Origin of the sequence: Lysobacter sp. ESA13C (genome assembly GCF_019970005.1) — a bacterium.
GTDB lineage: Bacteria > Pseudomonadota > Gammaproteobacteria > Xanthomonadales > Xanthomonadaceae > Lysobacter > Lysobacter antibioticus_B.
The window spans coordinates 149,267-169,812 of sequence record NZ_JAHXYK010000004.1 but is presented as its reverse complement, the minus strand read 5'-3'; the positions used below and the strand labels follow the sequence as shown (position 1 = coordinate 169,812).

Annotated in this window: 12 protein-coding genes and 1 pseudogene; 6 read left to right on the top strand and 7 right to left on the bottom strand. The window is 67.9% G+C overall.

The annotated features are described in order from the left end of the window. Positions 1–4: 4 nt before the first annotated feature. Positions 5–367: pseudogene (locus tag LC490_RS09690) on the top strand (FKBP-type peptidyl-prolyl cis-trans isomerase); the annotation flags it as partial. 868 nt (positions 368–1,235) lie between these two features. Here the strand turns inward: LC490_RS09690 and LC490_RS09685 are convergent. The 3 genes from LC490_RS09685 to LC490_RS09675 form a co-directional block, all read right to left on the bottom strand. Then, positions 1,236–2,222 (bottom strand): LLM class flavin-dependent oxidoreductase, encoded by a 987-nt coding sequence (locus LC490_RS09685; RefSeq protein WP_223620067.1) that lies wholly within the window; start codon positions 2,220–2,222, stop codon positions 1,236–1,238. A gap of 308 nt (positions 2,223–2,530) precedes the next feature. Further along, positions 2,531–3,001, bottom strand: a complete 471-nt coding sequence (locus LC490_RS09680; RefSeq protein WP_223620066.1) for a hypothetical protein — start codon at positions 2,999–3,001, stop codon at positions 2,531–2,533. Positions 3,002–3,051: 50 nt separating this feature from the next. Beyond that, positions 3,052–3,204: a hypothetical protein gene (locus LC490_RS09675; RefSeq protein ID WP_161786141.1), complete on the bottom strand. Its 153-nt coding sequence runs from the start codon at positions 3,202–3,204 to the stop codon at positions 3,052–3,054. Between the two features lie 320 nt (positions 3,205–3,524). Here LC490_RS09675 and LC490_RS09670 point away from each other — a divergent pair, with 320 nt between their 5' ends. The 3 genes from LC490_RS09670 (at position 3,525) to LC490_RS09660 (ending at position 12,632) form a co-directional block, all read left to right on the top strand. Further along, the gene (locus LC490_RS09670) at positions 3,525–9,449 is read left to right on the top strand and encodes an alpha-2-macroglobulin (protein ID WP_223620065.1); all 5,925 of its coding nucleotides are present in this window, start codon (positions 3,525–3,527) and stop codon (positions 9,447–9,449) included. A gap of 26 nt (positions 9,450–9,475) precedes the next feature. Beyond that, the gene (pbpC, locus tag LC490_RS09665; protein WP_223620064.1) at positions 9,476–11,854 is read left to right on the top strand and encodes a penicillin-binding protein 1C; all 2,379 of its coding nucleotides are present in this window, start codon (positions 9,476–9,478) and stop codon (positions 11,852–11,854) included. Between the two features lie 109 nt (positions 11,855–11,963). Next, on the top strand, positions 11,964–12,632 hold the full coding sequence (locus LC490_RS09660) for a hypothetical protein (RefSeq protein WP_152566324.1): 669 nt from the start codon (positions 11,964–11,966) through the stop codon (positions 12,630–12,632). Positions 12,633–12,657: 25 nt separating this feature from the next. Here LC490_RS09660 and LC490_RS09655 read toward each other — a convergent pair whose 3' ends face one another. Then, positions 12,658–13,971 carry a sorbosone dehydrogenase family protein gene (locus tag LC490_RS09655; RefSeq protein ID WP_223620063.1) on the bottom strand — a complete coding sequence of 438 codons (1,314 nt, stop codon included), beginning with the start codon at positions 13,969–13,971 and terminating at the stop codon, positions 12,658–12,660. Positions 13,972–14,661: 690 nt separating this feature from the next. After that, a complete protein-coding gene (locus LC490_RS09650; protein ID WP_223620062.1) occupies positions 14,662–15,345 on the bottom strand; it encodes a cold shock domain-containing protein in 684 nt (227 codons plus the stop codon). Between the two features lie 289 nt (positions 15,346–15,634). On the opposite strand from LC490_RS09650, the gene LC490_RS09645 reads away from it, so the two are divergent. Next, a complete protein-coding gene (locus tag LC490_RS09645) occupies positions 15,635–16,567 on the top strand; it encodes an alpha/beta hydrolase (RefSeq protein WP_223620061.1) in 933 nt (310 codons plus the stop codon). A gap of 337 nt (positions 16,568–16,904) precedes the next feature. Here the strand turns inward: LC490_RS09645 and LC490_RS09640 are convergent, their stop codons facing one another. Further along, complete coding sequence (locus LC490_RS09640) at positions 16,905–18,623, bottom strand: serine hydrolase (RefSeq protein ID WP_223620060.1); 1,719 nt, start codon at positions 18,621–18,623, stop codon at positions 16,905–16,907. A 140-nt stretch (positions 18,624–18,763) separates the two neighbouring features. Here LC490_RS09640 and LC490_RS09635 point away from each other — a divergent pair, with 140 nt between their 5' ends. Beyond that, complete coding sequence (locus LC490_RS09635; protein ID WP_223620059.1) at positions 18,764–20,047, top strand: TIGR03862 family flavoprotein; 1,284 nt, start codon at positions 18,764–18,766, stop codon at positions 20,045–20,047. Between the two features lie 66 nt (positions 20,048–20,113). Here the strand turns inward: LC490_RS09635 and LC490_RS09630 are convergent, their stop codons facing one another. Continuing rightward, positions 20,114–20,542 carry a hypothetical protein gene (locus LC490_RS09630; protein ID WP_223620058.1) on the bottom strand — a complete coding sequence of 143 codons (429 nt, stop codon included), beginning with the start codon at positions 20,540–20,542 and terminating at the stop codon, positions 20,114–20,116. Between the last annotated feature and the right edge of the window lie 4 nt (positions 20,543–20,546).

Here is a 20,546-nt window from a genome sequence, read left to right as displayed (position 1 = left end):
CCGCGGCCGCATCGCCCAGTTCCAGACCATCGACGAACGCGTCGGCACCGGCGAGGTCGCCCAGTCCGGCCAGGACGTGATCGTCCACTACACCGGCTGGCTGTACGACGAGAAGGCCGCCGACAAACACGGCACTAAATTCGACAGCTCGCTCGACCGCGGCAAGCCCTTCGACTTCTTGCTCGGCGCGGGCCGCGTGATCCGCGGCTGGGACGACGGCGTCGCCGGCATGCGCGTGGGCGGCAAGCGTATTCTGATGGTGCCACCGGAAATGGGCTACGGCCGCGAAGGCGCCGGCGGCGGAGTGATCCCGCCGGATGCCTCCTTGGTGTTCGAGGTGGAGTTGTTGCGGGTGGAGAAGCACTGAGGCGCGTAGCGCGGTTGCGGTTGCTGCCGTTGCTTTTGCCGTTTCCGTTTCCGTTTCCGTTGCCGTTGCCGTTGCCGTTGCCGTTGCCGTTGCCGAGATTTTGATCTGTTTTGCCGCTTTGCTGCTTTGCCGGTCAACAGTAGACCCGGAGGGCGCCGCACAGGACGTGCGGCGTTTTCCGATAAGACAGGGATGTCTTATCGGAAAATCCCGGCGCTAGCTGCGAACTCGTGGCCTGTGCCCTTGCAAGGAGAGCCCTTTTCTTTGGTTACCTTTCTTTTGGGCTTAGCAAAAGAAAGTAACCCGGCCGCGTAGCGGGCGGAAGCTCTGCACTTGCTTATGACTTTCATACAAGCAAGATCAAACGCCAAAAGCTTCCGCCACTAAAGCGGCGGGTTACTTTCTTTTGTGATAAGCAACAAAAGAAAGGTAACCAAAGAAAAATGCTTTTCTGTGAATCAAGGGCCCGCACGAGCGGTGCCTCCGCGGGGATTTTTCATACGGGACATCCCTGTCCCGATGAAAAACGGCGCGCATCCCTGCGCGCCGCCCTCCGGGTCTTCGATTGCCTTCGCGAGTGCCAAGCGACGCACAGCTACAGCAAGCGCAAGAACAAGAACAAGAACAACGACGCTACCAGGGTAGGAGCGCGGCGTCTGCAAGGCGCGTGGTCGCGACTTGCGTCGCTCCTACCCCGCGATAGTTAACAGCTCCGATCAATCTCGAAGGCGCCCCGACGTCTGCGCATCCCGCGGTCGCGACTTGCGTCGCTCCTACACCGCGATAGTTAACAGCTCCGATCAATCTCGAAGGCGCTCCGACGTCTGCGCATCCCGCGGTCGCGACTTACGTCGCTCCTACCGTCGATCTACACCGCACGACATACCTCGGCGGCGATTTCGAACGAACGCAAGCGCGCCGCATGGTCGTAGATGTTCGCGGTCAGCATCAATTCGTCCGGCCGGTGCCGTTCGATGAAGGCGGCGATGCCCTCGCGCACCTCACCGGCATCGCCGACCACGGCGCAGGCCAGGGCCTGGGCGACACCGGCTTTTTCGATCGGGGTCCAGAAGGTTTCGATGTCGTCGATCGGCGGGGGGATCAAACCCGGGCGGCCGCGGCGCAGGTTGACGAAGGCTTGTTGCTGGGTGGTGAACAAACGCTTGGCCGCGGCGCTGTCGTCGGCAGCGACTACGTTCAAGGCCAGCATCGCGTGCGGGCGCTGCAGCCGCGACGACGGCTGGAAGTCGCGGCGGTACAGGCTCAGGGCTTCGTCCATCGCATCCGGGGCGAAGTGCGAAGCGAAGGCGAACGGCAGACCCAGGGCGGCCGACAGGCGAGCACTGAACAAACTCGATCCCAGCAGCCACACCGGCACGTCGAGGCCGGCGCCGGGCACGGCGCGCACCGCTTGCCCGGGTTGCACCGGCTCGAAGTAATGCAGCAGTTCACTGACGTCCTGCGGAAAGCTGTCGGCGCCGTCGTAATAGCGACGCAGGGCGCGCGCGGTCGCATGGTCGGTGCCGGGCGCGCGTCCCAGGCCGAGGTCGATGCGGTCCGGGTACAGCGAAGCCAAGGTGCCGAACTGTTCGGCGACCTGCAGCGGCGCGTGGTTCGGCAGCATGATGCCGCCGGCGCCCACTCGAATGGTCGAGGTGCCGCCGGCGATATGGCCGATCAGCACCGCAGTCGCGGCGCTGGCGATGCCCGGCATGTTGTGGTGTTCGGCGAGCCAATAGCGGTTATAGCCCAGGCGCTCGGTATGTCGGGCCAGGTCGAGGCTGTTGGCGAAGGCCTGGCGGGTGTCGCTGCCTTCGGTGACGGGCGCCAGGTCGAGTACGGAAAACGGCAGCATGCGGTCGCGCTCGGAACGTAGTTGCCTTCGATCTGGGGGCGATGCGGGGCGAATTCAGCGCTGCCCCGCTTGGATCGGACGCGATGCTGTGTTGCGTAGGCGACGCTGACATAGCGGTGACGACATGTCGATGTCGGGGCGCTGGGCTTCGGCCCTCACTTCAACCCCACCCGGCCCGAACACAGAACGTTCCGGACGCTGCGAGCCTATCGCTCACAAGCGGCGCTCCCTCCCCATGTGCATGGAGAGGGGCCCGGAAAACCGATGCGGCGCTTGCAGCGATGACGCCGCGCCTATCGCTCATGCCTTCAGAACAGATCGAAGCGCAGCCCTTCGCGCTCGTTGTCCCAGACCGTGCAGAACACCCACCAGCGCCCCTGTTCGTGGCAGAGCTGGATGCTGTTGGCGCCGCGCTTGAGCACGGTCGTCGAGTCCGGCGTCGGCCGCGCCTCGTACTTGCTCCAGATATGGGCGATCTGGCCGAAGCGTTCGATCCGCTGGTCGGTCTCGACTTCGTGGAAGTCGTTGCCGGCGAAGAAGGCCTCGACGTCGGCGATGTAGCTGTCGACGTCGAACACCGCCGCGCGGGTCGAGCCGTCGGCCTCGACCACGGTGCGCAGGCTCAGCGCGCGCGGGTGCTGCAGGTAACGGAAGCGCGCCCAGTCGCGCGGCGTGCCGGCCGGGCCGGAAATGCATTCGTAGACGGCCCGGACCAGGCGTCCGGCGTCCTGGGTGTCTGCATGCCAATGGGCGGGTACGGCGTCGGTGCGGTCGTTCATGGCGAGTCGGTTTCCTTGCGACGGGGACGAAGACGACGGCGCAGCGGCGCTCACCAGGGCACGGGCCAACCGGCGAGCGGTGCGATCAAGTAGTAGAGCCCGGCCAGGACCAGCAGCCACATCGCCGACTTCAGCAGGAAGCCGACCAGCTTGAAGGCCAGGTACAGCCCCAATGCCACCATCACGATCGCCACGATGTCCATGCCAGCTCCCACAGTGCAAAACGGCCCCGAGCTTAAGCGTTCGCGGACGAGGCGACCAAGTGCCGGGGGTACCGCCTGCGCGGGGTGGGTCCCTGGCCGCCGTCGCAAGCGGCGATACCCACGGCGTTAAAAAATCCTTAGGATTCCGACGAACGGCAGGAACGTTTTTCTAACATTCCGGTCTAGGCCATCGATCGATCACGCAGTGCCGCGCGCAAGCGCCCGGCGAGGTCGGGAAAGGGACGAACACGGGGACCGGCCAGGCAACGGATCGCACTGGCCCGGCACTAGCCACAGCACCACGGATTGGAACACCCGCAATGCAAAACACCGACTCGCCGTCGCAACCGGCTCCCACCGCGGAGGCCGGCGACGCCGGCCGCGCCACCCCCTGGGCGCGGGCTTCGCGCTCCCTGTTCGGCCAGGTCGACTGGGTCCCTCCGGCCTGGCTCGCCGCCGTGCTCGCCCGGGTGCGGCAACGCCCCAGGCTGTACCTGCGCAGCGTGCTCGGCCTGATCCTGGTCGGCACGCTCGGCTATTGGCTTGCCACCCGGCCCAAGCCGATCGTTCCCGGTGCGCTGGACGTCGAAGTCCACACCCCGGCACTGACCGACTACACGCGCGCGCCGGCCGAAGTCGACAGCCTGCGCCTGACCTTCTCCGACACGGCTGCACCCATCAAGCAAGTCGGCCTGGCGCCGGCCGGCGTGACCCTAAGCCCCGAACTCAAGGGCTCATGGCGCTGGGAAGACGACAAGACCCTGGTGTTCAAGCCCTCGGCCGACTGGCCGGTCAAGACCCGCTATACGGTCGAACTCGATCCCAAGCTCAGCCTCGCCCCCAAGGTGGTGCTGCAGGAGTATCAGTTCGAGTTCGAGACCGCGCCGTTCACCGCGCAGATCGCCAGCAGCGAGTTCTACCAGGACCCGCAAGACCCCGCGCTCAAGAAAGGCGTGTACGAACTCAAGTTCTCGCACCCGGTCGATGCCGCCCAGCTCGAACGCCGCATCGCCCTCAAGCTCGCCGACGGCGCCGGCACCGCGTTGGCGGCGCCGAAGTACACGGTCAACTACGACGAAAAGGGCCGGCTCAAAGCCTGGATCCATTCGCAGCCGCTGACCCTGCCGGAGAACGGCGGCAGCCTCAAGCTCGAACTCGCCGCCGGCATCGTCAGCACCCTGGGCGGCAGCGGCAGCGCCGAGGCGCTCAACGCCACCGTCGCCCTGCCCTCGCTGTACAGCGTCAACGTCACCGACGTCGCCGCCGCGCTGGTCGACAACGAGCGCTTCGAGCCCGAACAAGTGCTGGTGCTGAGCTTCAACAACGCCATGCGCGACAGCGAAGTCGCCGGCGCCGTGCGCGCCTGGCTGCTGCCGGTCAAGGACCCGCGCCGCCCCGCCGCGCAACAGAGCGGCGCCTACACTTGGAGCCGCGACGACGTCGACGAGGCGGTGCTCAAGCACGCCACGCCGCTGCCGCTGAGCGCAGTGCCGACCGAACGCGAATACGTCGAGACCCACAGCTTCAAGTTCCAGGCCCCGCCCGGCCGCCGCATCTATCTGCGCGTCGACAAGGGCCTGAAGGCCTTCGGCGGTTTCATGCTCGGCGCGCCCCACACCACGGTCGCCACCGTGCCCGACTACCCGAAACTGTTGCGCTTCGTCGGCGAAGGCGCGTTGCTGTCGCTGCGCGGCGAGCGCCGGATCAGCCTGGTCTCGCGCAACGTCGCCGGCGCGCGTCTGGAAATCGCTCGCGTGCTGCCTGAGCAAATCCAGCACCTGGTCTTCAACAACGAAGGCAGCTACGCCAAACCCAGCTTCTACAACCTGTCCGCCGACAGCCTGGTCGAGCGCGAGGAAAAACGCCTGACCCTGCCGGCCGAAAATCCGGCCAAGGCCCATTACGAAGGCGTCGACCTCGGCCAATACCTCAAGCCCGGCCGCCGCGGCGTGTTCCTGCTGAGCCTGCGCACGCTCGACGAAGACGACAAGAAACGCAGCGCCGAGGAAACCCTGGCCGACGATGCCGGCAGCGAAGAGGACAGCCGCCTGGTGGTGCTCACCGACCTGGGCATGGCGGTCAAGCAGGCGCTCGACGGCCGCCGCGACGTGTTCGTGCAATCGCTGTCGAACGGTGCGCCGGTCGCCGGCGCGCGCGTGCGCGCGGTCGCCCGCAACGGCGAAACCCTGGTCGAAGCCGAGACCGACGCCAGCGGCCGCGCCCAGTTGCCCTCGCTGAAAGGCTTCAAGCGCGAAAAACAGCCGACCATGCTGACCGTGAGCCAGGGCGAAGATTATTCGTTCCTGCCGATCGGCGCCCACGACCGCACCCTGGACTATTCGCGTTTCGACATCGGCGGCGAGCCCAACGACCTGGAGGCCGGCGCACTCAACGCCTTCCTGTTCTCCGACCGCGGCCTGTACCGGCCCGGCGACACCGTCAACATCGGCATGATCGTGCGCGCCGCCGACTGGAAGCGCGCCCTGACCGGTCTGCCGCTGGAATGGGAGTTCACCGATCCGCGCGGCACCGTCGCCAAGCGCGAGCGACTCAAGCTCAGCGCCAGCGGTTTCGAGAGCGCCAGCTTCACCCCGGGCGACAGCGCGCCGAGCGGTACCTGGCAGGTGCAGTTGTTCCTGCTCGGCCGCGACGACAAGCGCACCACCATCGGCTCGACCTCGGTGCAGGTGCGCGAGTTCGCCCCCGACACCATGCGGGTCAAGGCGAAGCTGTCGGCGGAGAACCCCAATGGCTGGATCAAGCCCGAACAGCTTGCCGCCCAGGTCGATGCCGAGAACCTGTTCGGCACGCCCGCGCAGCAGCGCCGCGTCGAAGGCACGATCGTGCTGCGCCCGGCCTTCCCGAGCTTCCCGGCCTATCCGGGCTATCAGTTCTTCGACCCGCAACGCGCCAAGGAAGGCTACGACGAATCGCTCAGCGACCAGACCACCAACGCCGAAGGTCGGGCCGAGTTCAAGCTCGATCTGACCAAGTACGAGCGTGCGACCTATCAGCTGAGCTTCCTCGCCCGGGCCTTCGAACCCGGCAGCGGCCGCAACGTCGCCGCCCAGACCAGCGCCCTGGTGTCGAGCAACGATCACCTGGTCGGCATCAAGTCGCAGGACGACCTGAACTACATCCAGCGCGGCGCCAAGCGCGCCTTGCAATTGCTGGCCATCGGCCAGGACGGCAAGCCGAAGACGGTCGCCGGCCTGCGCGCGGTGGTGGTCGAGAAACGCTACGTATCGGTGCTGACCAAGCAGGATTCGGGGCTGTACCGCTACGTTTCGCACGAACGCCGCTTCGATCGCCGCGACCAGGCCTTGGCCCTGGCCGGCGGCCGCGAGAACGTGTCGCTGACCACCGACCAACCCGGCGACTTCGTGCTTGAGGTGCGCGCCGCCGACGGCAAGGTGCTCAACCAGATCGGCTACCAGATCGCCGGCGCCGCCAACCTGTCGCGTTCGCTCGAACGCAATGCCGAGCTGAGCCTCAATCTGTCCAAGCCCAGCTACAAGCCCGGCGAGACCATCGAGATCAGCGTGCGCGCGCCCTACGCCGGCAGCGGCCTGATCACGCTGGAGCGCGATCGCGTCTACGCCCACGCCTGGTTCCGCGCCGACAGCAACGCCAGCGTGCAGAAGATCGTCGTGCCCGCCGATTTCGAGGGCAACGGCTACGTCAACGTGCAGTTCCTGCGCGACCCGAACTCGGACGAGATCTATATGAGTCCGCTGTCCTACGGCGTGGCGCCGTTCGCGGTCGACCGCAGCGCGCGTACCCAGCCGATCAAGGTCAGCCTGCCGCGGGTGACCAAGCCGGGCACGCCGATGACCGCCGATGTGGTCACCCAAGGCAAGGCGCGGGTAGTCCTGTTCGCGGTCGACGAAGGCATCCTGCAGGTCGCGCGCTACCGCGTCGGCGACCCGCTCGATCATTTCTTCCGCAAGAAGATGCTACAGGTCGACACCGCCCAGATCCTCGACCTGTTGCTGCCCGAGTTCAGCCGCATCGCCGGCCAGGCCGCGCCGGGCGGCGACGGCGAAGGCGGCATGGCCAAGCACCTCAATCCGTTCAAGCGCAAATCCGAAAAACCGGCGGTGTGGTGGTCGGGCATCGTCGATGTCGACGGCCAACACCAGTTCAAGTTCACCCTGCCCGATCACTTCAACGGCCAGGTGCGGGTGGTCGCGGTGGCGGTGACGCCGGAGCGGGTCGGCGTGTTCCAGACCGAAGCGCTGGTGCGCGGCGATTTCGTGTTGACGCCGACGGTGCCGACGCACGTCGCGCCCGGCGACGAGTTCGACCTGCCGGTCGGCGTCGCCAACACCATCGAAGGCGCCAAGGCGGCAGCCAAGGTCGCCGTGAATCTGCAACTGCCGCCGTCGCTGACCCTGGTCGGCGCGGCGCCGGCGCCGGTGTCGATCGCCCCGCGCGGCGAAACCACGCTGCGCTTCCGGGTTCGCGCCGGGCAGGCGCTGGGTGCGGTGCCGGTCGCGATCCAGGCGAGCTCGGGTGCGTTCAAGGCGCAGCGGCGCATCGAGCTGTCCTTGCGTCCGGCCGTGGTCGCACGCCAGGACCTGATCGCCGGGCGCGCCACCCAGCGCACCGTCATCCAACCCTTGCGCAGGATGTACGACCAGCGCGCGACCCGGCAGCTGTCGGCCTCGGTCTCGCCCTTGGTCGCGCTCGACGGGCTCACCGCCTATCTGAGCGATTACCCGCACCAGTGCACCGAACAACTGCTGAGCGGCGCCTTCCCGGCGTTGGTGCTGCAATCGCACCCCGAGCTCGGCAAGGTGGTCGGCCCGGGTGCGGGCCAGCCGAAGCACAACATCGTCGACGTGTTGCGTTCGCGCCAGAACAGCGAAGGCGGCATGGGTCTGTGGACGGCGACGCCGCAGGCCGATGCCTTCGTCACCGCCTATGCCGCCCTGTACCTGATCGAAGCGCGCGAACGCGGCCAGCCGATCCCCGAGGATCTGCTCAAATCGCTCAACGGCTATCTGGAGTCATTGGCCGCCGACCGCTCCGGCAACGACCTGGCGACACTGCGCAGCCGCGCCTTCGCGGTGTATCTGCTCGTCCGCCAGGGCCGCACCGCCAGCAATCTGCTCAGTTCGGTGCACGAGCAGATCAAGCGCGACCAGCCCAAGACCTGGGAGAACGACAGCGCCGGCCTGTTGATCGCGGCGAGTTATCAGCTGTTGCAGCAGGACAAGGCGGCGCGGCCGCTGGCGGTTAAAGCTTTCACCCGCGCCAACCGCAGCGCCGGCGCAGCGCCGGGCCCCTACGCGTATTACTACGACGGCGGCATCGACCAGGCCTGGACGGTCTACCTGCTCAACCGTCACTTCGCCGCGCTGGCCAAGGACCAGCTCAAGCCGGTGGCGTTGGAACGCTTGCTCGACCCGCTGCGCAACAACAGCTACAACACGCTGTCCTCGGCGCTGACCGTGCTGGCGATGGACGCCTACGCCAACGCGCAACCGGCGCAGGCGACACCGGTGCTGGAAGCGGCCGGCAAGGACGGCAAGTCGCGACGCATCGGCAGCAGCCAGGGCTTGATCGCCCGCGGCGCCTTCACCGGTGGCGACCTGCGCCTGTGGGTGGCGCCGGCCGGCCCGGTCCCGGCCTGGTACCTGGTCAACCAAAGCGGTTACGACCGCGCCGCGCCGAAGGCGGTGCAGGATCGCGGCCTGGAAGTGGTCCGCGATTATCTCGACGCCGCCGGCAAGCCGATCACCGCGCTCAAGCAGGGTCAGGAAATCACCGTGCGCCTGCGCGTGCGTGCGCTCGGTGCGCCGGCCCGCGGCAACATCGCCATCGTCGACTTGTTGCCGGGCGGTTTCGAACCGGTGATGCAGTACGCGGCCGCGTCGGTGACCGACGAAGCGGCATCGAGCGACGAGGGTTCGGAAGGCTGCGAGGAGGAATGCGAAGACGGCGGCGAAGAAGACGGCCAGCCTTCGCGCGACGGCGGCGAGCAGAACGCGGCGCCGCAGCAGACCCTCGCCCTGCCCGGCTCGAGCTTCCTGCCCGACCACGTCGAACAACGCGAAGACCGCATCGTGCTGTACGGGGGCGTCGGCTCGGAGGTCGTCGAGTTCCGCTACAGCGTGCGCGCCAACAACACCGGCAAATTCATCGTGCCGCCGGTATACGCCGAGTCGATGTACGAACGCTCGGTGTATGCGCAAGGCGGCCCCGCCGGTCAGCTGCAGGTCGACGCGCCCAAGCCATGAGGGGTTCGTCGGGCGAGACGGGATACATGCGACTACGAGGCGACACAGGAAGCATCCGACGGCAGTGGTGGATTGCACTGCTGAGCCTCACCGTCGCCGTTACGGTGCTGGTCGCGGTGCGCTATTCGCCGCGCCCCTCGCTGTCGGAATCGGTGCCGCTGTCGACGGTGGTCCGCGATCGCGAGGGTCGGCTGTTACGGCTGACCCTCGCCAGCGACCAGCGTTACCGGCTATGGGTGCCGTTGTCGGAGATCTCGCCGTCGCTGGTCGAGGCGGTGATGCTGCAGGAAGACGCCTGGTTCCGCTGGCATGCCGGCGTGAACCCGGTCAGCCTGGTGCGCGGGGCCTGGTCGACCTACGCCAGCGGCGAGGCGCGCATCGGCGGCTCGACCCTGACCATGCAGCTCGCGCGGCTGCGCTGGCGTCTGCAGACCCGCGACGTGCGCGGCAAGCTGGTGCAGATCGCGCGCGCCTTGCAGTTGGAGCTGTGTTACTCGAAAGACGAGATCCTCGAGGCCTATCTCAACCTCGCCCCGTACGGCGGCAACATCGAAGGTGTCGGCGCGGCGAGCCTGATCTATTACCGCAAACCCTCCGATCGCCTGACCCTGCCCGAAGCGCTGGCCCTGGCGGTGTTGCCGCAGGCGCCGTCGCGGCGCGGCCGACTGACCGCCCGCGACGACGACGCCTTCTACATCGGCAGCGGCCTGGAAGCGGCGCGCGCGCGCCTGTACGCGCGTTGGCGCGAACGCCATCCCGAGGACGCCGCCGAAGACGCGCTGCTGAAATTGCCGTTGCGCCTGCACAGCGCGCGCGAGCTGCCGTTCCGCGCCCCGCACCTGGTCGACCGCGTGCTCGCCGAACGCGCCTGGCACCCGCACGACGGCCCCGAGCTCAAGACCACGCTCGACGCCCGCCTGCAACGCCTGCTCGAAGAACGCGTGCGCAATCATCTGCAACGCGAACGCAGCCGCGGCCTGCGCAACGCCAGTGCGATCCTGATCGACACCCGCGACATGGGCGTGCGCGCCCTGGTCGGCTCGGCGGATTACTTCGACGCCGGCATCCAGGGCCAGGTCAACGGCGCCGATGCCAAGCGCTCGCCCGGCTCCACCCTCAAACCCTTCATCTACGCGCTCGCCCTCGATCAGGGCGTGCTGCATCCGGCCAGCGTATTGCGCGACGTGCCGAGTGCGTTCGGCCCGTACACGCCGGAGAATTTCGACGGCCGTTTCATGGGGCCCGTCACCGCCACCGAAGCGCTGGTGCGCAGCCGCAACATCCCCGCGGTCGGCGTCGCCGCCCAGCTCAAGCAGCCGAGTTTCTACGACTTCCTGCGCCGCGCCGGCGTGCGCGATCTCGCCAGCCAGAACCACTACGGCCTCGCCCTGGTGCTCGGCGGCGGCGAGGTGACGATGGAAGAGCTCGCGCGCATGTACGCGATGCTCGGCAACGACGGCCGCCTGCGCGCGCTGCGCTGGCGCGACAGCGATCCGCAGGAGGAAGGCGCGCGCCTGCTCAGCGCCGAGGCCGCCTTCGTCACCCGCGACATGCTGCGCCAGAATCCGCGCCCCGACGCCGGCTCGCAATCGGCCTCGCGCCCCCTGCCGGTGGCGTGGAAAACCGGCACCTCGTGGGCCTTCCGCGACGCCTGGAGCGCCGGCCTGGTCGGCCCCTACGTGCTGGTGGTCTGGCTCGGCAATTTCGACGGCTCCAGCAATCCGGCCCTGGTCGGCGTCGAGGCCGCGGCGCCGCTGTTCTTCGACATCGTCGACGGTCTGCAGGCGGCGCGGGTCGATCTGGGCGAGCCGGTGCGGCAATGGCCCTTGAACCTCAAGCGCGTGGAAATCTGCCGCGCCAGCGGCGACCTGCCGAACGCCTGGTGCCCGCAGCGCGGCATGACCTGGTTCATCCCCAGCAAATCGCCGATCCGGATCAGCACCGTGCACCGCGCCATCGCCATCGACATCGCCAGCGGCCGCCCGGCCTGCGGGCCGTTCGATCCGCGCAGCATGCGCAACGAGGTGTTCGAGTTCTGGCCGTCCGACTTGGCGCGGGTGTTCGTGCAGGCCGGTATTCCGCGCCGGCGCCCGCCGCCGGGGCACGACTGCGCCGGCTCGCAAGACTGGCTGGGCTCGCCGCCGAGCATCACCTCGCCCTATCGCGCCACCCGCTACACGATGCGGCTGTCGCATCCCGAGCAGGTCGCCTTGAACCTGGCCGCGACGGTCGATGCCGACGTCACCCGACTGTACTGGTTCGTCGGCAACACCTTCCTCGGCAGCGCCGAACCCGGCACCGCCCTGGCCTGGACGCCGGACCGCACCGGGCATTTCCGCTTGTCGGTGGTCGACGATCACGGCCGCAGCGACGAACGCGAGGTCGAAGTCGCGGTGGTGCAATGAGGCGGTCCTTGCGGCGACGCTGAACCCCGCCTCGCCCGGCCGCCGCGAAGGCTTTGGAAAAGCGCCGGCGGCGCTTATGGTGAGCGCGTCCATCCCGCAGGAAACCTCCATGTCGCGCCATCGCTTCCGTCCGCATTCGTTCGCCATCCCGTCGCGCCGTCTCGTCGCCCTCGCTGTCGCCGCGTTCGCTCTTAGCGCCGGCGGACTCGTAGCCGCGAGCGCTCATGCATCGCCCGCGCCAGCCGAGTATCCCGACGACATCGACAAGGTCCGCGGCTGCTGGATCCAACGCGTCGAACCCGATGGCCCCGCCACCTTGTTCCTGCGCCTGCTGCCCGAGCCCGAGCGCAAGGATTGGCTGGTCGGCGCATTACAGCGCGCCGACGGCGACGACCCCGACCGCCGCCTGCGCCTGCAGTTCGCGCGCAGCGGCCAGGGCGCGGTGCTCGGCCCGAATACACCGAGCGGCGATGCGCCGGCGCCAACCGACACCCAACCGGCGCCACTCAAGACTCTCAAGGCCATCCGCCCAGTGCGATCCGGTCTGGTGCATCTGCCGAAGACGCAGATGGAGTACTGGCGCATGGCGGGCCTGTCCCCTCCTCCCACCGGCGCGCCCGAGCAGACCAGCGTCATCTTCTACCACCACGACAAGACATTCTTGCGCGTGGAGGTCTCGCCCGAGCATCTCAAGCTGAGCATCGGCGGCACGCATCCGCACACCAGCAAAATGCCCGAAAAAGTGCTGTTCGACGGCCGCCGCGACGGTTGCGACTGAGGCATGCAGCCGCTCCGGCTGCGTATCACCTCGCCGCGGTGACGCGCCAGACGATGTTGCCCACGTCGTCGGTGACCAACAAGGCGCCGTGCTTGTCCAGGCGCACGTCGACCGGCCGGCCTTGCGCGTTTTCTGCCGTGTCGAGGAAGCCGGTCAATACATCGACCGGCTGACCTTCCGGCTGGCCGTTGTCGAAAGCGACGTAGATCACCTTGTAGCCACTCTTGGGCTTGCGGTTCCAAGAGCCGTGCTGGCCGACGAACAGACCGTTCGCGAACTGCGCCGGCAGACTCGTGCCCTGCGAGAAAGCGATGCCGAGCGAGGCCGTATGCGGCCCGAGCGCGTAATCCGGCACCAATGCTTTAGCGACCAGTTCGGGTTTCTGCGGTTTCACCCTCACGTCGACGTGCTGGCCGTAATAGCTGTAGGGCCAGCCGTAGAAACCGCCGTCGCGCACCGAGGTGATGTAGTCCGGCACGAGGTCGCTGCCGATCTCGTCGCGTTCGTTGACTGCCGTCCATAACGCGCCCGTCGTGGGCTCCCAAGCCAGGCCGTTGGGATTGCGCAGGCCGGTCGCGAACAAACGCTTCTTGCCGCTGGCGCGGTCGAGTTCCCAGATCGCAGCGCGGCCCTCCTCCATGGCCATGCCGTTCTCGCCGACGTTGCTGTTGGAACCGACGGTGACGTAGAGCTTGCTGCCGTCGGCGCTGGCGATGAGGTTCTTGGTCCAGTGGTGATTGATGCCGGCCGGCAGGTCGGTGATCTTGACCCCCGCCTGAGCGATCGAGGTCTCGCCTTCGCGATACGGGAAACGCAGCACCGCATCGGCATTGGCGACGTAGAAATCGTTGCCGACCAGGGCCATGCCGAACGGCGAATGCAGGCCTTGCAGGAACACACTGCGGAACTCGGCGACGCCGTCGCCGTCGGCGTCGCGCAACAGGCTGATGCGGTCGGCGCTGGGCACCGCCGCGCCGGCGCGCTTCATCATCCGGCCCGCGATCCAGGCCTTGATGCCCGAAGCCTTCTTGTCCGATGCCGGCGCATTGCTTTCGGCGACCAAGACATCGCCGTTCGGCAGCACATGCAGCCAGCGCGGATGATCCAGGCTGTCGGCGAACGCCGCCACCGCCAGACCCGCGGCCGGGACCGGCTTGCCCCCGGACGGCCAACCCACCGCCGGCGCGATGTTGACGGTCGGCAGCAGGGTCTTGTTCGGTACCGGCAAGGTCGGCCGCTGGCCGGTGCCGTCGGCCACCTGCAGGGTCGCGGTCTCGCCGCAAGCGGTCAGGATCAATATCGACAGTATCGGCGCAACGACTTTCGATGCTGAGGCCATGTCGTTCTCCTGTAGTCGCCGGACATCGGCTGGAGCATGCCTCGACCGTGATCAAGGCAATGAGAACCCGATCGCTCCGCGGCTGGCCGCCCTCACCCCAACCCCTCTCCCGCAGTTTCAGGATTCGACTCTTTCCGCGACAGAGGGTTGTTTCCTTCTCCCGCTTGCGGGAGAAGGTGCCCGAAGGGCGGATGAGGGTTGCTCCCGCTTGCGGGAGAAGGTGCCCGAAGGGCGAATGAGGGCCATTCCCGCTTGCGGGAGAAGGTGCCCGAAGGGCGAATGAGGGCCGTTCCCGCTTGCGGGAGAAGGTGCCCGAAGGGCGAATGAGGGCCATTCCCGCTTGCGGGAGAAGGTGCCCGAAGGGCGGATGAGGGTCGTTCCCGCTTGTGGGAGAAGGTGCCCGAAGGACGGATGAGGGTCGTGCCGGAAGCCCAATGAAGAAGGCCCTGCATCGCAGGAGACGGTGATGCAGGGCCTTAAGTGACGCAACGGGCACGGTCCCTTGCGCCACAAGCTCCCGCCGTCATCCCCGCGAAGGCGGGGATCCAGGGCTGTATCGCGGCACGACTCCGAAGTCTCCGGATCCCCGCCTGCGCGGGGTTGACCAACTACGAATCACCGCGACTGCCCGGCAGAGCCCGCACCGATGCACCGATGCTCGTATGCCACGACGCACCTGCGCATCCATCGCTAGCGCGGACACTGTTGCTCGCAAGGTTCTCCGTCGCCATCGCCGTCCATTTTCGTATCGGGACAATGGCGAAGAAAATACTCGGCCTCGGCGCACGAACTCATCTGCGAACAATGCTGACGGCCATCGCAAACGAAACCCTGCGACGACTGCGTCGACGACCGTACCGACGCAGGCCCGGATGAGGATGCCGAGTCCGGCGCGGGGGCCGCCACCGATTCCCGTAGCGACGCGGCCGGCGATGCGGATGCCGCCGGGCGTGTGGACTCGATGCCATCCGGATGCGGCGGCGTCGAGCGGCTGTAGACGTATCCGCCCACCGCGACGATGGCCGCGACCGCCAGGGCCGCGATACCGATCGCGCTGCGCGCAGGAGCGTCCGAATCGCGGCGTCGCGCCGACGGTGTCCTCTTGCCCTCACCTGCCCGCATGACCCGAACGGCCTCTCGCTTGCCGTCGCTCTTGGTACGAATCTCGAACGACACCAATTCGTTGAGTGCGGGCCTGACGCCGCGGCGGTTGAACTCGGAGATATGCACGAACAACTCGTCGCCGCCCTGGGCCGGGGCGATGAATCCGAACCCGCGCTCATCGTTCCATTTGATCAAGGTGCCGTGAGTTCGCATGCCGATCCCTGGGCCGATGCCTGAGCGAAGCATCCGGCCCCTCAGCGTCCGGATCAAGGCCTCTCGTCCGTGGTCGTTGCGCAGAGCTCACGGCGACGAACTCCATTGCCTGCCGACCCGTCCGCCGACGTGCCACCTGCATCGCTTACGGCATCAGGGCGCCCCCACCGAGCGGTTCGCCCCGCCTCGGAACAAACGCCGTGGTCATACAGACAGCCGCGGCGGCAGCGCCCCAAGCCCGCCCCGCGATTACGGCGCCTCGTTCCGATATGTCCGGATTGCTGCAGCGTTTATCGCCGATTGCGGCGCGCGTAGCTTGCGCGGACCTTCCCGTTTCGGAACCGCTATGCCTCTGCACCCGCAAGCCCGCGCCATGATCGATGCCTATGCCGATGGCCCGGCACTCGACTTCGAGCGCCTCGAGGCCGCCCGACTGCGCGCCGATTTCGTCTTGCCCGCACCGTCCGCGCCGCCGCGCGCCGACGTACGGATCGAGGAGCATGCGATCGCGGGCCCCAGCAGCTCCATCCCGGTACGTCTGTACCGCCCTGAGCGCGTGGCGTCCGATCCGCCGCGATGGCCGATGACCTTATACCTGCACGGTGGCGGCTTCGTCCTCGGCAGCCCCGACACCACCGACGGCCTGTGCCGCACCTTGGCCGCGTTGGCGCGCACCCTGCTGATCTCGGTCGACTACCGCCTCGCTCCCGAGGCTCCGTTTCCGGCCGGGCTCGACGACGCTCATGCCGCCTTGCTGTGGGCGTATGGTCAGGCGGCCGCGATCGGCGGCGACGACGAACGCATCGCCGTCGCCGGCGACAGCTCCGGCGGCAATTTCGCCGCCGCGCTCGCGCAGGGTGCCTCGCGCGACGGGCTGCGTTTGCGCCATCAGTTGTTGTTGTATCCGGTGCTCGACGCCGCTTGCGACCGGCCGTCCTATCGCGAGTTCGCCGAAGGCTATTTCCTCAGCGCGCCGATGATGCATTGGTACTGGCGCCAGTACCTTGCCGATGCCGACCCGGCCGATCCGCGTGCCTCGCCACTGCGTTCGCAGGATCTGCGCGGTCTCGCCGACGCGACCGTATTCAGCGCCGAGTACGACGTGCTGCGCGACGAGGCCGAGGCCTATGCACAGGCGCTGTCAGAGGCCGGCGTGCCCACGCGCCTGCAGCGCTGGGACGGGCAGATCCACGGCTTCCTGTTGCAGCAAGGCAAGAACGACGACGCCGATGCGGCCCTGGAGCAAGCCGCGGCGGCCTTGCGCGCCGCGTTCGCCTGAGGACGGCGCCGGCCCTGCGCAATCCGGCCGCGCAATGAAGAAGGCCCTGCATCGCGGGACACAGCGATGCAGGGCCTTAAGTGACGCAATGGGCACGGTCCCTATGCGCCACAAGCTGCCGCCGGCATCCTGGAGACATGCAGGCGGGGACGACCGGGTACCCAGTCCTAGCTAACAACGAGACAGGATCGCCGCCCCCCTACCTCGCCCGGCCAGGAAAACGCTGCCGGTCGTCGGATCGCGACCCACTCCCGCTTTACCTGGAGCGTCGCACAGGCTTGGTAGGCCATGACGGCTGCGTGCGGCGTCCGTGGCTCCGATGACGTCCTCGCTTCGCTCAACCCTCGCGCTTGCCCGCGGCCGGGCCGGCCTTGACCGGGGCGCCCTTCGCCGCAGGCGCAGGGGCAGGCGGAGCCGTGTCCTTTTCCGCGGCGGCCACCGGCGCCAGGCGCAGGTCCTGGAAGTCGAAGCTGAAGTCGGTCAGCGGCGAGATCGCCTCCATCCGCACTTCGCGCACCTTGCCGTCCGGGGTCAGGGCGAAGTTGACGAAGGCGTCGGCGTTGAGCCAGCGCTGATTCCAGCGGACGATGAAGGTGTCGTGCTGCCAGTGGCTGAGTTCGCCGACCAGATCCTTGCTGCGGCCGAAACGCAGCCGCCATTGGCCGTTGCCGGCCGCTTCGACGAAGACGTCGCCATACCACGGGTCGCGATAGGTGCCGGCATAGGCCTGCAACGGCAGCGACGGCTTCGAGTTCGCATCGCGCGCGGCGACGTGCTTGCTCCAGTCGTCGTCGGCCTTGCTGCGGCTCTTGGCCAGGGCCGCGGCATAGGCCGCGTTCCAGTCGGTCTTGGCCGCGCCCAGGTAGGCGTCGAGCGCGCGCATGGTCACCGCCTGGAAGGCGCCGCCGAGTTCGGCGTTGGTCAGCACCACCACGCCGAGTTTTTGCTCCGGCACCAGGGTCACCCGCGAGACCATGCCGGGCCAGCCGCCGGTATGCCAGACCAACTTGCGCCCGCGGTAATCGGTCAACTGCCAGCCTTCGCCGTAACCGGCGAAATTCGGCTTCGCCGGCGCCAGTTCCGGCACCGAGGGTTCGGCGATCGGCATCGGCGTGACCACCGACCACATCGCCTGTTGGCGCTTGGCGCTGAACAAGCGCCGCTCCTGGTCGCCGTCGCGCCCGTAGACCCCGCCGTCGAGCTGCACGCGCATCCACTTGCTCATGTCGTGCACGCTCGAGTACAGGCCGCCGGCGCCGGCGACATTGGCCCAGGTCATCCGCGGCGCGGTCTGCAGATCCTTGAAATCGGCCTTGGCATGGCCGCTCGCGACCGCATCGCCGCTGCGCAGGGCGTCGCTGTTGTAGCGCGTCTCGTCCATGCCGAGCGGGGCGAAGATGCGCTGGGCAAGGAAGTCGCGATAGCTCTGGCCGCTGACCTTCTCGATCACCAGTTGGGCGACGCCGTAGAGGATGTTGTCGTAGGCGTACTGGCCGCGGAAGCCGCCGCTAAGAGGTACTTCGGCAAGACGGCGGGCGACTTCCTCGTTGCTGTAGTCGGTGCCCGGCCAATACAGCAGGTCGCCGGCGCCGAGGCCCAGGCCGCTGCGGTGGGCGAGCAGATCGCGCAGGCGCATCTCGCGGGTCACGTAGGGGTCGGCCATGCGGAACCAGGGCAAGCGGTCGATCACCCGGTCGTCGAGGCTGAGCTTGCCTTCGTCGGCGAGCATCGACAGCGCGGCGGCGGTGAAGGCCTTGGTATTGGAGGCGATGGCGAACAGGGTGTGGGCGTCGACCGGCTCGGGCTTGCCGATCTCGCGCAGGCCGTAGCCGCGTTCGAGCACGACCTGGCCGTCCTTGACGATCGCCACCGCGATGCCGGGCACCTCGAACTGCTTGCGCACCGCTTCGACGTAGGCGTCGAAATCCTGCAACTGCTCGGGCAGCGCCGGCGCCGCGGCCGCGGCCGCCGCTTCGGGCGCCTGCGCGGCCGCACCGGCGGCGCTCACGCACAACAGCAGACCGGCGCCGTGCGCCTTCCAGTCGTTGGCTCGCATCGTTGTCCTTCCCGGAAAAACGCCCACTCTCGGCGATCGTCGCGGCGGGCGCCAGAGGTCGGAAGTCGTGCGTGGGCGCGGCCCGCACGCCGCGGCGGCATAATGGCCGGCCGCTACCGCGCCGCCGTGCCTTACCGCCCATGTCCGTCAACGCAAGCACCCTGCCCGGCCTGGTCGTGATCGGCGGCGGCCCTGCCGGCCTGATGGCCGCGCAGACCGCGCGCGCTCTGGGCGTCGAGGTGGACCTGTTCGACGCCATGGGCTCGGTCGGGCGCAAGTTCCTGATCGCCGGCAAGGGCGGGCTCAACCTCACCCACGGCGAACCGCGTCCGGCCTTCGACCGCCGCTACGGCGCGCGCAGCGAGGCGGTCGGCCGCTGGCTCGATCAATTCGACGGCGAAGCCTTGCGCGAATGGGCGCGCGGCTTCGGCGTGGACACCTATGTCGGCACCTCCGGGCGAGTGTTCCCGATGGACCGCAAGGCCGCGCCGCTGCTGCGCGGCTGGGTGCGCAGGTTGCGCGAGGACGGCGTGCGCTTCCACGTCCATCACCGCTGGACCGGCTGGAGCGAGGACGGCGCCCTGCGTTTCGCCACGCCCGAGGGCGAGTCGCGGGTGCAAGCCGCGGCGACGGTGCTGGCGCTCGGCGGCGGTAGTTGGCCCGAACTCGGTTCCGACGGCGCCTGGGCGCCGTGGCTGAGCGAACGCGGCATCGACGTCGCCCCGCTGCAACCCTCGAACTGCGGCTTCGACATCGGCTGGAGCCCACATTTCGCCAGCCGCCATGCCGGCGCACCGCTCAAGCCGGTGATCGCGCATTGGCACGACGAAGCCGGCGAACACAGCTTGCAGGGCGAATGCGTGATCACCGCGACCGGCATCGAAGGCAGCCTGATCTATGCCTTGTCGGCGGGCCTGCGCGACCGCATCGCCGCGCACGGCGAAACGGTGTTGCGCCTGGACCTGGCGCCCGGTCGCGAACTCGATCGCCTGCAACGCGATTTCGCCCAGCCGCGCCGCGGCCGCAGCGTCGGCGAGCATCTGCGGCGCCAGACTGGCCTGGATGGGGTCAAGGCCGCGCTGATGTTCGAGGTATTGGGCAAGGATGGCCTCAACGATCCGGCCGTCGTCGCGCAGACGATCAAGCGCCTGCCGCTGCGTCTGCTGCGCGCGCGCCCGATCGCCGAAGTGATCAGCAGCGCCGGCGGCGTGCGGCTGGAAGCCTTGGATTCGCAACTGCGCCTGCTTGCGCCGACCGAGGGCGATTCCAGCCTGGAAGCATCGAAGCCGGCGATCTTCTGCGCCGGCGAAATGCTCGATTGGGAAGCCCCGACCGGCGGCTATCTGTTGACCGCCTGCTTCGCCAGCGGTCTGATCGCGGGGCGCGCGGCCGCGCAGCACCTGCTGGGTGCCGCGGACGAATGAGCCGCGCGGGGCGCCTTGCGCGCGTCGGGTGATCCGCTACGGCTTCGACGACGGCGCGGCGACCTGTCAGAGCTTCGACCTGACGACCAAGCGGCTCGTCCAGCGCTCGTCGCGCCTCGAAGCGCCGTTGAATTCCGTACCCGGGCCTACGCTCTCGTGCCACGACGAGTGCTTCGACAATCGATACTCGCGGCCTTCGATCAGCGCTGTTCCCGACAGCGGATAAGGCACCTTGGCCACCAGGTCCAGGTAACTCCTGGTGTCGCTCAGCCGATCCAGATAGAACTCGCTCTCTTCGATTTCGATCACCAGAATCGACGACTCCGGGGTCTGCGCACGCTCGAGCGAACGCAGGTTATCCGTGCAATCGGATAAATGAATTCTGTCCTGCGAGTTGTCCTGGATTTCGAGCCTGGTCTGGATGCGGCGTATTTCCGCTGCCAGATGCTGCTTCAACCCGATCAACAGCGCCTGTTTGTCGGCCGAGTCCGGCATGGAG

What these genes read in the sequence shown, in the direction of transcription:
- LC490_RS09685 (WP_223620067.1), bottom strand. Translation starts at nt 2,222, where the DNA reads ATGCTGCCGTTTTCCGTACTCGACCTGGCGCCCGTCACCGAAGGCAGC.
- LC490_RS09680 (WP_223620066.1), bottom strand. Translation starts at nt 3,001, where the DNA reads ATGAACGACCGCACCGACGCCGTACCCGCCCATTGGCATGCAGACACC.
- LC490_RS09675 (WP_161786141.1), bottom strand. Translation starts at nt 3,204, where the DNA reads ATGGACATCGTGGCGATCGTGATGGTGGCATTGGGGCTGTACCTGGCC.
- LC490_RS09670 (WP_223620065.1), top strand. Translation starts at nt 3,525, where the DNA reads ATGCAAAACACCGACTCGCCGTCGCAACCGGCTCCCACCGCGGAGGCC.
- pbpC (WP_223620064.1), top strand. Translation starts at nt 9,476, where the DNA reads ATGCGACTACGAGGCGACACAGGAAGCATCCGACGGCAGTGGTGGATT.
- LC490_RS09660 (WP_152566324.1), top strand. Translation starts at nt 11,964, where the DNA reads ATGTCGCGCCATCGCTTCCGTCCGCATTCGTTCGCCATCCCGTCGCGC.
- LC490_RS09655 (WP_223620063.1), bottom strand. Translation starts at nt 13,971, where the DNA reads ATGGCCTCAGCATCGAAAGTCGTTGCGCCGATACTGTCGATATTGATC.
- LC490_RS09645 (WP_223620061.1), top strand. Translation starts at nt 15,635, where the DNA reads ATGCCTCTGCACCCGCAAGCCCGCGCCATGATCGATGCCTATGCCGAT.
- LC490_RS09640 (WP_223620060.1), bottom strand. Translation starts at nt 18,623, where the DNA reads ATGCGAGCCAACGACTGGAAGGCGCACGGCGCCGGTCTGCTGTTGTGC.
- LC490_RS09635 (WP_223620059.1), top strand. Translation starts at nt 18,764, where the DNA reads ATGTCCGTCAACGCAAGCACCCTGCCCGGCCTGGTCGTGATCGGCGGC.
- LC490_RS09630 (WP_223620058.1), bottom strand. Translation starts at nt 20,542, where the DNA reads ATGCCGGACTCGGCCGACAAACAGGCGCTGTTGATCGGGTTGAAGCAG.